Origin of the sequence: Acidovorax sp. SUPP1855 (assembly GCF_030158955.1) — a bacterium.
GTDB lineage: Bacteria > Pseudomonadota > Gammaproteobacteria > Burkholderiales > Burkholderiaceae_C > Paracidovorax.
The window spans coordinates 186,365-199,397 of the sequence record NZ_BQXI01000007.1 but is presented as its reverse complement, the minus strand read 5'-3'; the positions used below and the strand labels follow the sequence as shown (position 1 = coordinate 199,397).

Annotated in this window: 11 protein-coding genes; 2 read left to right on the top strand and 9 right to left on the bottom strand. The window is 69.4% G+C overall.

All coding sequences use genetic code 11. From position 1 onward, the window contains the following. The first annotated feature begins 17 nt into the window (after window positions 1-17). A complete protein-coding gene (locus tag AVMA1855_RS08790; protein WP_284425416.1) occupies window positions 18-1,592 on the top strand; it encodes a methyl-accepting chemotaxis protein in 1,575 nt (524 codons plus the stop codon). 144 nt (window positions 1,593-1,736) lie between these two features. Continuing rightward, entirely contained in the window at window positions 1,737-2,147 is a 411-nt protein-coding gene (locus AVMA1855_RS08785) for a hypothetical protein (protein ID WP_284425431.1), read from the top strand. Between the two features lie 54 nt (window positions 2,148-2,201). Here the strand turns inward: AVMA1855_RS08785 and AVMA1855_RS08780 are convergent, their stop codons facing one another. From AVMA1855_RS08780 to AVMA1855_RS08740, 9 genes are all read right to left on the bottom strand, one after another. Then, window positions 2,202-3,917 carry an NAD(P)/FAD-dependent oxidoreductase gene (locus AVMA1855_RS08780; protein ID WP_284425415.1) on the bottom strand — a complete coding sequence of 572 codons (1,716 nt, stop codon included), beginning with the start codon at window positions 3,915-3,917 and terminating at the stop codon, window positions 2,202-2,204. Window positions 3,918-4,235: 318 nt separating this feature from the next. After that, on the bottom strand, window positions 4,236-5,138 hold the full coding sequence (locus tag AVMA1855_RS08775) for a hypothetical protein (protein WP_284425414.1): 903 nt from the start codon (window positions 5,136-5,138) through the stop codon (window positions 4,236-4,238). A gap of 273 nt (window positions 5,139-5,411) precedes the next feature. Beyond that, entirely contained in the window at window positions 5,412-6,542 is a 1,131-nt protein-coding gene (locus tag AVMA1855_RS08770; protein ID WP_284425413.1) for a lysylphosphatidylglycerol synthase transmembrane domain-containing protein, read from the bottom strand. A gap of 3 nt (window positions 6,543-6,545) precedes the next feature. Next, window positions 6,546-7,781, bottom strand: coding sequence for a cardiolipin synthase ClsB (gene clsB, locus AVMA1855_RS08765; RefSeq protein WP_502870299.1), 1,236 nt, complete (start codon window positions 7,779-7,781; stop codon window positions 6,546-6,548). Further along, the gene (locus AVMA1855_RS08760; RefSeq protein WP_284425411.1) at window positions 7,778-8,542 is read right to left on the bottom strand and encodes an endonuclease/exonuclease/phosphatase family protein; all 765 of its coding nucleotides are present in this window, start codon (window positions 8,540-8,542) and stop codon (window positions 7,778-7,780) included. Before AVMA1855_RS08760 ends, clsB begins: the two co-directional genes overlap by 4 nt. A gap of 295 nt (window positions 8,543-8,837) precedes the next feature. Further along, the gene (gene cysK / locus AVMA1855_RS08755; protein ID WP_272550931.1) at window positions 8,838-9,755 is read right to left on the bottom strand and encodes a cysteine synthase A; all 918 of its coding nucleotides are present in this window, start codon (window positions 9,753-9,755) and stop codon (window positions 8,838-8,840) included. Window positions 9,756-9,832: 77 nt separating this feature from the next. Beyond that, the gene (gene rtcA, locus AVMA1855_RS08750) at window positions 9,833-10,888 is read right to left on the bottom strand and encodes an RNA 3'-terminal phosphate cyclase (protein ID WP_284425410.1); all 1,056 of its coding nucleotides are present in this window, start codon (window positions 10,886-10,888) and stop codon (window positions 9,833-9,835) included. Then, window positions 10,882-11,745 (bottom strand): nucleotidyltransferase domain-containing protein, encoded by an 864-nt coding sequence (locus tag AVMA1855_RS08745; RefSeq protein ID WP_284425409.1) that lies wholly within the window; start codon window positions 11,743-11,745, stop codon window positions 10,882-10,884. Before AVMA1855_RS08745 ends, rtcA begins: the two co-directional genes overlap by 7 nt. 67 nt (window positions 11,746-11,812) lie before the next feature. Beyond that, window positions 11,813-13,030: an RtcB family protein gene (locus AVMA1855_RS08740; RefSeq protein ID WP_284425408.1), complete on the bottom strand. Its 1,218-nt coding sequence runs from the start codon at window positions 13,028-13,030 to the stop codon at window positions 11,813-11,815. Between the last annotated feature and the right edge of the window lie 3 nt (window positions 13,031-13,033).

The following is a 13,033-nucleotide window of genomic DNA, read 5'->3' as shown; positions in this document are numbered from 1 at the left end:
TCTCACCGGTATCTGACATGACCCTGCACAACGCCCGCCTTTCCCTGCGCCTTGCCCTGGCTTTCGGGGTCATCTGCCTGGTCATGTCCTTCGCCGCTGCCGTGGGCATCTGGCGGCTCATGGAACTGCAGGACATCGCCGATGGCCTGGGCGGACCGGCGGCGGAGCGGGCCTTGCTGGCACGCGAACTGCACGCGATCGTGGTGCTGAGTTCCTCGCGCGCCGAAACTCTGCTGGAAATCGACAACCCCGCCTATGCCGCGCGCATCGACACGGACCGCAAGGCGACCTCCGCCCGTTCGACCGAGGTGCGCAAGCGGCTCGAAGAACTGGCGACGGACAGCGAATCCAAGCGCATCTTCGAGGCCATCGACACCGCGGGCAATGCTTTTCGGGGCGCGCGCGACGATCTGGTCAAGCGGCGCAAGGCCGGCGAAACCCTGCCGCCCGATGCGGTGGGCAAACTGCTGCGCCCTGCGGCCGACCGCTATGCCGCGGCGGTGAACGACATGGCCGATTACCAGCGCAAGCAGGTGGAGGAAGACCGGGCCGCCGCCGCCGCCAGCGAACGCCAGGGCATCGCGCTGCTGGTGGGCGGCTCGGTGCTGGGGCTGCTGCTGGCGCTGGTGTGCGCCGTGGTGCTGTCGCGTTCCATCCTGCGGCCGCTGTCGCATGCGTCCACGGTGGCGGACCGCATCGCCGAAGGCGACCTGACCTCCACCGTGCCGGCCATCGGCGCCGGCAACCGCGACGAGGTGCGGGCCATGCTGGCGCGCCTGGACGGCATGCAGGCGCGCCTGACCGGCCTGGTGATCGGCATGCGGCAGGCCAGCACGTCGGTGGCCGGCGCCAGCGCCGAGATCGCGGCCGGCAATTCGGACCTGTCGGCGCGCACCGAGCAGACGGCCTCCAACCTGGAGGAAATCGCAGCCAGCATGGAAGAGTTGCTGTCCACCGTGCGCCACAGCGCGGATGCGGCCCAGCAGGCCACCCACCTGGCGGTGTCGGCCAGCGACGTGGCACGGCGCGGGCGCGACGCGGTGGAGCGGGTGGTGGGCACCATGGACGGCATCGCCCAGTCCTCGCGCCGCATCGCCGACATCACCAGCGTGATCGACGGCATCGCCTTCCAGACCAACATCCTGGCGCTGAACGCCGCCGTGGAAGCGGCCCGCGCCGGCGAGCAGGGCCGGGGTTTCGCCGTGGTGGCCAGCGAGGTGCGCAGCCTCGCGCAGCGCTCGGCCACGGCCGCCAAGGAGATCGGTGGGCTCATCGGGGACAGCGTGCGCCAGGTGGCGGAAGGTTCGCAGTTGGTCCACGCGGCCGGCGGCACCATGGGCGAGATCGTCGACTCGGTGCAGCAGGTGGCGACCATCATCGGCGAGATCGGCACCGCCACGCGCGAGCAGAGCACGGGCCTGGGGCAGGTGGGCGAGGCGGTGAACCAGCTCGACCAGATGACGCAGCAAAACGCGGCGCTGGTGGAGGAATCCTCCGCCGCCGCCCAGGGGCTGCGCGTGCAGGCCGAGCAATTGGCCCAGCTGGTGGAGGCCTTCCGGCTGCCAGCGGGTTCGGCGCTCGCGGTGCGCTGACCGCTCGAGCCGCGGTGCGCCGGGCGGGGGGCGGCCTCGGCGGCAGGTCCACGCTTTACCGGGGGTTTACGCCAGCGCGTCAACAGGGCCCGCGGGCGCGGGCGTTGAGCACGCATCAGTCACTCTCTCGGACCGGTACCCATGATGCTTTCTTCCCCTGCTGTCACTTCTTCCTCCAGGCCCGTATTCGCCGGCCTGGCGGCGGCCCTGGTGGCCGCCACGGTTCTCTCGGGCTGTGTCGTCGCCCCGCCGCCCCGTCCACGCACCGTGGTGGTGGAGCCACCGCCCGCGCGTGCCGTGATGGTCGAGCCCGCCCCCGTGGTGGTCGTGGCGCCCACCGCACCGCCCGCACCCTATGTCGAGACGATCACCGTGGCGCCTTCGCCCGTGCATGTGTGGGTCGGCGGATTCTGGGAGTGGGGCGGCGGCCGCTACGTCTGGCGGCCGGGCCACTGGACCACGCCGCCGCGCCCCGGCGCGGTGTGGGTGCCCCACCATTGGGAGCCGGGCCCGGGCGGCTGGCACATGCGGCCCGGGCACTGGGCGCCCCGCTGAGGCCAGGTGCCGCCTGTGCGCTGAAGGCGCTGGGCGACGGGCCGGGCATGCGCGTCAGGCGAGCAGCGCGCGCGCCACGGCCTCGCCCACCTTGATGCCGTCCACCCCGGCCGAAAGAATCCCGCCCGCGTAGCTGGCGCCTTCGCCGGCCGGGTACAGGCCGGCGGTATTCAGGCTCTGGAAGGCCTCGTTGCGCCCGATCTTGAGGGGCGACGATGTGCGCGTCTCCACCCCGGTCAGCACCGCGTCGTGCATGTCGAAGCCCTTGATCTTCTTGCCGAAGGCCGGCAGCGCCTCGCGCAGGGCCTCGGTGGCATAGCCGGGCAGGGCGGCATCGAGGTCGGTCAGCGTGACGCCGGGCTTGTACGAGGGCTCCACGGAGCCCAGCGCCTGCGAAGACCGCCGTGCCAGGAAATCGCCCACCAGCTGCGCGGGCGCGTTGTAGTTGCTGCCGCCCAGCACGTAGGCGTTCGACTCCAACTGCCGCTGCAGCACGATGCCCGCCAGCGGGTGCGGCGTGGCACCGGCCGCCAGCGCCTGCACGCCATAGGTGCCGCCCAGCGCGGCCTCGAACGCCGCGGCGTCGTGCGGATAGTCGTTGGGATCGATGGCGACGACCATGCCGGCGTTGGCATTGCGCTCGTTGCGCGAATACTGGCTCATGCCGTTGGTGACCACGCGGTGCGGCTCGCTGGTGGCGGCCACCACCGTGCCGCCCGGGCACATGCAGAAGCTGTACACCGCGCGGCCGTTGCCCGCGTGGTGCACCAGCTTGTAGTCGGCCGCGCCCAGCAGCGGGTGCCCGGCGTGCCGGCCCCAGCGCGCGCGGTCGATGAGCCCTTGCGGATGCTCGATGCGAAAGCCCACCGAGAAGGGCTTGGCCTCCATGTGCACGCCGCGCTCGTACAGCATGGCGAAGGTGTCGCGCGAGCTGTGGCCCAGCGCCATCACCACGTGGTCGGCGCGCAGCGCATGGGTCTGTCCCGTGGCCTGGTCGAGCACCTGCAGGCCGCGCAGGTGGCGCTGACCGGCGGCGTCCTGCTCGACCACCACGTCGGTCACGCGCTGCTGGAACCGCACCTCGCCGCCCAGCGCGATGATCTGCTCGCGCAGCGTCTCCACCACCTTGACGAGCTTGAACGTGCCGATGTGCGGGTGCGCCACCGAGAGGATCTCGGGCGGCGCGCCGGCCTGCACGAACTCCTCCATGACCTTGCGGCCCAGGTGGCGCGGGTCCTTGATCTGGCTGTAGAGCTTGCCGTCGCTGAACGTGCCGGCGCCGCCCTCGCCGAACTGCACGTTCGACTCCGCGTGCAGCTCGCGCCGCCGCCACAGGCCCCAGGTGTCCTGCGTGCGCTCGCGTACCGCGCGGCCGCGTTCCAGCACGATGGGCCGGAACCCCATCTGCGCCAGCACCAGCGCCGCGAAGATGCCGCAGGGCCCGAAGCCCACCACCACGGGCCGGTGCGCCAACCCCTCTGGCGCCCGGCCCACCGGCCGCCAGACCATGTCGGGCGTGGGCTGGATGTGGGGCTGCCCGGCGTGGCCCGCCAGCAGCGCGGCCTCCTGCGACGGATCGGCCAGGGTGATGTCGATGATGTACACCGCCAGCAGTTTGGCCTTGCGCGCATCGAAACTGCGCTTGAAGACGTGGACATGGGCGATGCCTTCGGGCGGCAGCGCCAGGATGCGGCAGGCGGCGGCACGCAGGGCGGGCTCGGGGGCTTCGGCTGCGCTGAGCGGCAGCTTGATTTCGGACAGGCGGATCATGGCTTGCGGGCCCGTGTCGATCGGGCGAAGGGCAATGTCGTGGGGACCGGCATGATAAAGGAGGCCCGCGATGCCGGGCAGACCGGGTGCGGCAAGCCCAGCCGATGTGCAGTCAGTACTAGGGCATATTGCTACTAAATTAATAGCAATATGCCCTAGTAATGATTGCGCTGGAGGCCTTTTTCCTTGTTGCCGGCGTGCAGGGCCTGCACTGCTCCGAAGTGCATGAGATCGGACCGACCGAATGGCAGCGAACACGCGACGGCGCAGGGCGCACGTCAAGGTCGCGCCTGGCGCGAGGCCGATGCCGGAGAAGGGCTAGTCCGCGCAGAACTGGCAACCCGCCGATGTCAGGTGGTCGACCTTGCACGCGGTGCACCGCGAGACGTCCATCATCGTCCTGCAGGAGCCGCATTTGCCGGGGACGGACGGGTTGTCGCCCACGTTGAGCACGTCATAGATCACGCCTTCCTTTCGGCCGCACGCCGGGCAGTCGAGAAACCCCATGGTGAAGGGCCCGGCTTCGAAATGGCACACCAGGCAGCGTAGATCGCCATGCTCGCTTTCCACCATCGCATCGCTGCCACAGGCCAGGCAGCAGCGGACTGGGCCGAAGCGATCGAAATCGTCGTACGCGCGGTCAATGGCCTCGTCCACGTAGGATGTCTTTTCGATGAGCTTCTGATACAGGTCCAGGCCGATGAACTGCTTCAGGCTGTTGGACAGGTATTGGTCTTGTGCCCGGAGATTGACCTTCCAGTCGAGCTGGGTGATGACCCGCACCAGCAACCAGATGGACTCGTCCAATACCGTTTCGGGGTCCATGTCCAGGCCGAGGTGCATCAGTTGATTCCTTCGGTTCTGAAAATCGTCGAGAAGCTGGAGGTCCTGGGCGTTGAGAAGCAGACTGGACGAGGCCTTTTTTCGGCTCTCCCAGAAAGCGATGGACTTGAACTGTCCGTCGTGGATGGACTGCAGTAGCTCGGCTTGCGTCTTGGTGTGCAGGCTGGCCACCGCGATGCCTTGCCAACCGACGGTCCTGACGATGCGCAGCTTGGTGAGCAGTTCGAGCGCGGCCTGAATGTTGGCCAGTGTCTGCAGCGCGTTGGTCTCGTTGCGCTCATCCGCCAGCGCGTGTTCCAGAGCGTGCAAAAGGAAATGCCGCGAGGTTTTCTGCAGGCGCCGGATGAGTTCGGCATCGACGGGGTCGGCTGGTTTCATGGTTCGGTTGTTGGAGGTGGGGGCGGCGCATCGGCGCTGTTGCCATGGGCCTGCGACTGGCTCCGGATTCTTTCGTGGACGGTGCCAGGAGCTCAAGGGGGGAACCCGTGTGAAGGATACGGGCTGACAGACCGGGCGCGGGTGTCCGGTCGCGCGGGGCCGCACCGGGTTGCCGCCATCCCTGCCCCGGCATTCCATGGCAACGGCCTCCAGGCGCAGCCTTGGGTCTTGCGGCTCTCAGCTCGATTGCTATTTAATTAATAGCACTATGCCTTAGTATTGATTGCGCTGGCGGGCTTTTTGATGATCGTCCTGGGCGGCGGATTCTCCTGCCATGCCGGGCCGGCGGCGGCCCAGCAACTCCACCCCGCCGAACGCCAGTGCAGCCAGCCCCAGGGGCAGGAAGAAATACAGCATGCGGTAGGCCAGCACAGAGGCCAGTGCCTGCGGTGGGGGCAGGTAGGCCGACAGCACCGCCACGCCCACGGCCTCCAGCACGCCCAGCCCCGCGGGGATGCGCGAGATGAGCCCGGCCACCGCGCCCAGCAGCACCGTCGCCAGTGCGGCTGCATACGGTGCGCGCTGCCCGGTCAGCACCCACAGCGCCGCGCCCATCACCATCCAGTTGGCGGCCGACAGCGCCACCTGCAGCATGCCCACGGGCCAGCGCGGCATGGCGATGCGATGCCCGCGCAGGTGCACGGGCCGGCCATGGCGCAGGGCGCAGGCAGCGACGTAGAGCAGGCTCGCCGCCGTCAGGGCGGCACCCATCCAGCGCAGGTGCTGAGGGCCGACGTGCCAGTTTTCGGGCAGCTGCGGCGACCACAGCCAGAACACCGCGCCCGCCAGGAAGAAATAGCCCAGCCAGTTGGTCAGGATGCTCATCCCGATCACCTGCCCGATGGCCGCCACCGACACGCCCTGCTGCGAGTAAAGGCGGTAGCGCACCGTCACCCCGCCGATGATCGATCCCAGGTTCAGCGTGAACGGATAGGCGATGAGTGTGATGCCCACCGTGCGCCCGGCCGACAGCCCGTGTCGCGTGTAATGGCGCCCGAACAGGTCGAAGGTGCTGTACAGCAGGTGGCTGGCCAGCGCCAGCGCGCCGCCCAGCAGCAGCACCGGCACCGGCAAGGCCAAAAACGACGCCCAGACCGCGGGCCAGTCCACCGTGCGCGCCTGGCGCACCAGCAGCGAGACGACGAAAAGGACGAAGGCGCCGCTGGCGAGGGTCACGGCCCAGGGCCACCAGCGGTGGGCGGTCAGGCGCTTCCAGCGGCTGGCGGGGCGTGCCGGCGGCGCAGCACGGTCCCTGGGGGCCTCGGCCTGGGGCCGGGCGGGGTCTTGCCCGGGCGCGGCCGGGTCCAGGGAGGACAGGGCCGGGGAGGGCGCCGCTGCCGCCATGGCTCAGGTGGCCGAAGGCCGGTGGGTGGGGTCGGGGGTCGGACCGTCCTGGGCGCCAACCAGTGAGATCTCGGGCTCGTGGCGCGGCAGCCAGCCCGCCCACGAGGGGAACCAGCGCATGACGTGGAACAGGAAATAGCTGCGCAGCAGGCGCAGGCCATCCCAGCGCGAGGGGGGCGTGGCCTCGACCTGGCGGCAGCTGTGCTGCATCAGGTGGTCCAGCCGTTCGTGCAGCGTCGCGTTGAAATCCTTGTCGCGGATCACCACGTTCGCCTCGAGGTTGAGCGAGAGGCTCAAGGGGTCGAGGTTGCTGGAGCCCACGGTGGACCATTCGCCGTCCACCAGCGCGACCTTGCCGTGCAGCGGCCGGTCGCAGTATTCGTAGATGCGCACGCCGGCGCGCAGCAGGTGGTCGTAGAGCATGCTGGCCGCCGTGCGCACGATGGGCATGTCGGGCTGGCCCTGCAGGATGAGCCGCACGTCCACCCCGCGCCGCGCCGCGCGGCGCATTTCGCGGATGAAGCGGTAGCCGGGAAAGAAGTAGGCATTGGCGATCACCACGCGCTCGCGCGCGGCGCGCAGGGCCACGCGGTAGTGGCGCTCGATGTCGTTGGTGTGGTTGTGGTTGTCGCGCGTGACGAAGATGGCGTCCGCCGTGCCCGCATGGGGCAGCGGCGGCACGGCGTTCGCCCCCTGGCGCCGCCGCCGTGTGCGTGGCGGCATGACGGCATCGCGCGCGAAGCCCAGCATGTGGGCGACGATGGGGCCGCGCACCTCGACCGAGTAGTCCTGCTTGGCCTCGGGGCCGTAGTCGGCCACGTGGTCGGCCGAGTAGTTGATGCCGCCGATGAAGCCGATCTCGCCGTCCACCACCACGATCTTGCGGTGCATGCGGCGCAGCACGTTCAGCCGCTGGCCGAACAGCCGGCGGCCCGGGTCGAAGATGCGAAAGCGCACTCCGGCGTTCACCAGTTCGCCGATGAAGTCTTCCGGCAGGTCGGGCGAGCCGAAGCCGTCCACCAGCACGTGCACCTCGGCGCCGTTGCGCGCGGCCTGCAGCAGTGCGGCGTGCAGCCCCTGGCCGATCTTGTCGTCGAAGAGGATGAAGGTTTCCAGGATCACCTCGCGCCGCGCCTGCGCGATGGCCTCGAACACGCGAGGGAAGAACGCCTCGCCGTTCTCCAGCAGCGTGAAGTGGTTGCCGGGAACCCAGCGCGAGGGGCGGGAGCGGTGCATCACAGCGAAATCTCCGCGGCCAGGGGGGCGTGGTCCGACAGCTTGTGCCAGGGCTTGCGCGGCAGCACCACCGGCGCGTGCACCGAGGCATTGCGCACGTAGATGCGGTCCAGCGCGAGCAGCGGCATGGAGGCCGGGAAGGTGCGCACCGCCTTGCCCCGCGCATGCATGAACACCTCGTGCAGGCCGGCGCCGGCGCGCAGCACGTCGTGCGCACGGCCGCGCCAGTCGTTGAAGTCGCCCGCCACCACCACCGGGTCGTCGGGCGGAAACGTGGCCACCAGCTCGCACACGCGCTTGAGCTGGCGCTGGCGGTGCGCCTCCTGCAGGCCCAGGTGAACGCAGATGGCATGCACCTGCCGGGCGTGGCCCGGGGGCTGCAGCACGCAGTGCAGCATGCCGCGCCGCTCGGGTCCGCTCACGGAGATGTCGTGGTTTTCGTAGTGGACGATGGGGAACTTGGACAGCAGCGCGTTGCCGTGGTGGCCGTTGTCGTACACCGCATTGCGGCCATAGGCGTATTGGCCCCAGATGGTGTCGGCCAGGAATTCGTAGTGCGGCTCCTGCGGAAAATTGGCCACGCGCCCGGCGTGCCGCTGGTGCGTGCCCAGCACTTCCTGCAGGAAGACCAGGTCGGCCGACACGCCACGCACGGCTTCGCGCAGCTCGTGCAGCATGAAGCGGCGGTTGAAGGTGGTGAAGCCCTTGTGCACGTTCACGGTCAGCACCTTGAAGGCAACGGGAGAGGCGGTGGATGGTTCCATGGGGCAATCAGTGAGCGCGGGGGAGGGGCGGGAACCGGGCCGAAAAGCCCGGTTTCAGGCGGGCCCCGCATGGGCTTTGATTGTTTCGATGGCGGTCCGGCTGGGCTGTAGGACGGCTGGCCGAACGCTTGTGACCCGATGGCGGCCGGGCCTGAGGGCCGCTGGCAGCCCGGCTCCCGGGCCGGGGCAGGCGCCTGCCCCAGCCCGAAAAAGGCCCCACCCATGGGCATCGGGTGGGTGGACTGCGCACGCTGCCCTGGCCCGGGGCAGCGCGCGGTCTCATTCAGAAAGCGCCTCAGGAGGGCAGGAAGCCCTCGACCGACAGGTAGCGCTCGCCCGTGTCGTAGTTGAAGCCCAGCACCTTGGCGCCGGCGGGCAGCTCGGGCAGCTTCTGTGCGATGGCGGCCAGCGTGGCGCCGGAGGAAATGCCCACCAGCAGGCCTTCCTCGCGCGCGGCGCGGCGGGCGTATTCCCGCGCGGGCTCGGCATCGACCTGGATCACGCCGTCAAGCAGGCTGGTGTCGAGGTTCTTGGGCACGAAGCCCGCGCCGATGCCCTGGATCGGGTGCGGGGCCGGCTGGCCGCCGGAGATCACGGGCGAGGCCACGGGCTCCACCGCGAAGATCTTGAGGGCCGGAAACTTCGCCTTCAGCACGCGGCCCACCCCCGTCAGGTGGCCGCCCGTGCCCACGCCGGTGATCAGCGCGTCCAGGCCATCGGGAAAGTCCGCCAGCACTTCCTGCGCCGTGGTGCGCACGTGCACGTCGATGTTGGCGGGGTTTTCGAACTGCTGCGGCACCCAGGCGCCGGGGGTCTGCGCGCGCAGTTCCTCGGCGCGGGCGATGGCGCCCTTCATGCCTTTTTCGCGCGGTGTGAGGTCGAACTGCGCACCGTAGGCCAGCATGAGGCGGCGGCGCTCGATGCTCATGCTGTCGGGCATCACCAGAATGAGCCGGTAGCCCTTCACCGCCGCCACCAGGGCCAGGCCGATGCCCGTGTTGCCCGACGTGGGCTCGATGATCGTGCCGCCGGGCTGCAGCGCGCCGGTGCGTTCCGCGTCTTCCACCATCGACAGGGCGATGCGGTCCTTGATCGAACCGCCGGGGTTGCTGCGCTCGGACTTCACCCACACGTTGGCGCCCGCGCCGAACAGGCGGTTGATGCGCACATGGGGCGTGTTGCCGATGGTTTGCAGGATGTTCTCGACTTTCATGGCGTCTCCAGGTTGGACAGGTACGGGACAGGCAAAAAAACATTTTGGCCCATGCCTACGACACTCCGCGCATATGGTTATGCCGGCGATGCGGCTTTCTCGATGTCGATGCGCGTGGCACCCGCGCAGGGCGCCATGGCGATGCGCACCGGCAGGCACTGCGCGATGACCTGCGCATTCGTGCTGGCATGCGGGGTGATCGCCTCGGCCGTATAGCTGGCCTGCTGGCCGCTGCGCCAGACGGCGAGGGCCAGCGGCAGCATCCACTGGTCCGCCAGGTGCGGACCGACAGCGCCCCGGCTGTGCTCGAACGAGCGCACCTCGCCGGCCAGCTGGCGCGCCACCTGTTCGGCCGGCATGCCGCGCTCTCCCAGCGCGCAGAACACCTCGGTCACCTCGGCATGCTCCAGCACCGCCAGCAGGGCGTTGCCCGGGCCTTCGTTCTGCCGTGCGGGCGGGATGCGCCACGGGTCGTCGCCTTCGCTCCAGTCCAGTTGCTGGCGCAGCGCCGCCAGCTCGCGCACCGCGATGCCGCGGGCCAGCCCCGGCACCAGGGCCTCGGCCCAGGCGCTGCGGCGCGCGCCGCGGTCCAGCAGATCGAACGGCGCCAGCGGGCCTGACGCGGGCGCGATGACTGCATGCACCTCGCCGCCGCCTGCGGGATAAAAGCCCCGGCGCCGCAGCGTAAGGTCCAGCCCCACGCCAAGGCGCCGCACCAGCGGCGCAAAGGCCCGCTGCAGGAAATCGAACGGGGGCGCCATGGGGTTGTGCGTGCCGCCCGAAAGCTGCACCCGGCTGGGCGCGCCAGCCAGCATCAGCGCGGGCAGCACGGTCTGCAGCACCAGCAGGCAACTGCCGGCCCCGGCGATCGCAAAGGCGTAGTCGCCCGCCTGCACCGGGCCGGGCGTGAACTGCAGCGCTTGCGACCCCAGCTCGGCGCCCTCCGCCTGCCCGCCGCAGACCTGCACCGCCGCCTGCACGCAGGCCAGGTGCTGGCGCATCAGTCCTGGCTTGGGCCGGCCCGCGCGGATGCGGTCGATGCGCAGCGGCCGGCCGGTCACCATGGACAGCGCCAGGCCGGTGCGCAGGATCTGCCCACCGCCCTCGCCGTGGGAGCCGTCGAGGGTCAGCATGGCGCGGGCCCTTCGGCGCCGCCATGGGCAGGATCGAAGCGCAGCACCGTGTCGTGCAGCAGGGAGTCCAGCCCGGCATGCCCGGCAATGGGCAGGGGCTGCACCGGCTGCGCCGCATTGGCGGCCAGCTCGGCCTCGATGAATGCGTGTATGCCGGGCCAGCGTGGGCTGGTGGCCGACTCGTTCGCACGCATCTTCACCGCCAGCAGGGCGTTGATTTCTTCGATGAGCGCCGCATCGCGTTGCGCATCCAGCGTGTGCTGGGCCAGTTCGGCGAAGCGCATGGGCGGCACTCCGGGGCGCGTGCGGATCCATCGCGCCGCCAGCAGCGGGCGCAGCACGTACAGGTATTTCTTGTAGCGCACCACGTCGGCCTGCAGGTGCTCGCGGAAGTTCTTCTTGGCCATGGAGGCGTAGTGGTGCCAGGCCTTGGCGTTGGAGAACACCTGCGCTGCCAGGGCGCGCACCTGGGCCATCGTGTCCGCCGCCTCGCGGTAGACGACGGGCGAGCGCAGCCACTCCAGCAGCGTGGGGTTCGATTCGCGCATCAGCCCGAGCGCCTTGCGCAGGTCCCAGCCATTGATGTCCAGGTCCCCGCTGATGGGCACCTCAATCACGTCGCGCCCGGGCGAGACCGTGAGGTACCAGGGCAGGCGGTGCACGTAGAGAAAGCGCACGTCGTAGTCGCTGTCGGGCGAGGCGAAGCCCCAGCCGCGGCTGCCCGATTCGCAGGCGAACAGGATGGTGACGGCGTGCTGCGCCTCGATGTCACGCAGCGCATCCATGATCTGCCCGCGCATGGCGGGCTCGATCGGATGGGCGGAATGAAGCAGTTCTCGGGGTTCTGTCTTTTGCATGTCCATGCTTTCAGCGCACGCTCCTCGTGCGTTGGTCTTGATCCGATGGTGGGCCGTGGTGCGCTCGCTATCCCTTCACGCACACCACTTGCTTGAGCGTGTACACCACTTCCACCAGGTCTTCCTGCGCCGCCATCACGGCGTCGATGTCCTTGTAGGCCATCGGGATCTCGTCGATCACATCCGCGTCCTTGCGGCATTCCACCCCTTCGGTGGCGGCGATCTGGTCGGCGATGGTGTAGAGCTTCTTGGCCTTGGTGCGGCTCATCTTGCGGCCCGCGCCGTGGCTGCAGCTCATGAAGCTCTCCGGGTTGCCCTTGCCGCGCACGATGAAGCTCTTGGCGCCCATGCTGCCTGGAATGATGCCCAGCTCGCCGGCCTTGGCGCTCACGGCGCCCTTGCGGGTGACGAACACGTCTTCGCCGAAGTGCGTCTCGCGGCTCACATAGTTGTGGTGGCAGTTCACCGCTTCCACATGGGCCTCGAAGGGCTTGGCGATCACCTTGCGGGCGGCCGCGATCACGCGCTGCATCATCACCTCGCGGTTGGCGCGCGCGAACTTCTGCGCCCAGCCCACGGCGCGCACGTAGTCGCCGAAATACCGGGCGCCTTCCTCGAAATACGCCAGGTCCTGGTCGGGCAGGTTGCGCTGGTGCAGCTCGGCATCCTTCTTGGCCAGCTCGATGAAGTGCGTGCCGATGGCGTTGCCCACCCCGCGCGAGCCCGAATGCAGCATGAACCACACGCCACCGTGTTCGTCCAGGCACACCTCGATGAAGTGGTTGCCGCCCCCCAGCGTTCCCAGGTGCTTGTGGTGGTTGGTGCTGGCAAAGCGCGGGTAGTCCTCGCAGATCGCGTCGAACTCGCCCTTCAGCGAGGCCCAGGCCGCGTCGCTCTCATCGGGCGGCGTTTCCCACGCGCCCTTGTCGCGGCCCATGCGGCGCGGGTTGCTGCCGTGCGGCACGGCCTTTTCGATCGCGGAGCGCAGCGGGCCCAGGTTGTCCGGCAGGTCGTTGGCGTGCAGCGTGGTCTTGCACGCCATCATTCCGCAGCCGATGTCCACGCCCACGGCCGCCGGGATGATGGCCTTGAAGGTGGGGATCACCGATCCCACCGTGGCCCCGATGCCGTAGTGCACATCGGGCATGGCGGCCACGTGCTTGAACACGATGGGCAGGCGCGCCGCGTTCTCCAGTTGCTTCTGGGCCTCGTCCTCCACGGGCACGCCCTGCGTCCACATCTTGATGGGGACACCGTTTTCCACACTGCGTTGCAGGTAGTTCATTGC

Bases quoted from the DNA above. Each gene is read 5' to 3' on its own strand.
- rtcA (WP_284425410.1), bottom strand. From the start codon at position 10,888: ATGCTGACCCTCGACGGCTCCCACGGCGAGGGCGGTGGGCAGATCCTG.
- AVMA1855_RS08745 (WP_284425409.1), bottom strand. From the start codon at position 11,745: ATGCAAAAGACAGAACCCCGAGAACTGCTTCATTCCGCCCATCCGATC.
- AVMA1855_RS08775 (WP_284425414.1), bottom strand. From the start codon at position 5,138: ATGAAACCAGCCGACCCCGTCGATGCCGAACTCATCCGGCGCCTGCAG.
- AVMA1855_RS08740 (WP_284425408.1), bottom strand. From the start codon at position 13,030: ATGAACTACCTGCAACGCAGTGTGGAAAACGGTGTCCCCATCAAGATG.
- AVMA1855_RS08780 (WP_284425415.1), bottom strand. From the start codon at position 3,917: ATGATCCGCCTGTCCGAAATCAAGCTGCCGCTCAGCGCAGCCGAAGCC.
- AVMA1855_RS08790 (WP_284425416.1), top strand. From the start codon at position 18: ATGACCCTGCACAACGCCCGCCTTTCCCTGCGCCTTGCCCTGGCTTTC.
- AVMA1855_RS08770 (WP_284425413.1), bottom strand. From the start codon at position 6,542: ATGGCGGCAGCGGCGCCCTCCCCGGCCCTGTCCTCCCTGGACCCGGCC.
- cysK (WP_272550931.1), bottom strand. From the start codon at position 9,755: ATGAAAGTCGAGAACATCCTGCAAACCATCGGCAACACGCCCCATGTG.
- AVMA1855_RS08760 (WP_284425411.1), bottom strand. From the start codon at position 8,542: ATGGAACCATCCACCGCCTCTCCCGTTGCCTTCAAGGTGCTGACCGTG.
- AVMA1855_RS08785 (WP_284425431.1), top strand. From the start codon at position 1,737: ATGCTTTCTTCCCCTGCTGTCACTTCTTCCTCCAGGCCCGTATTCGCC.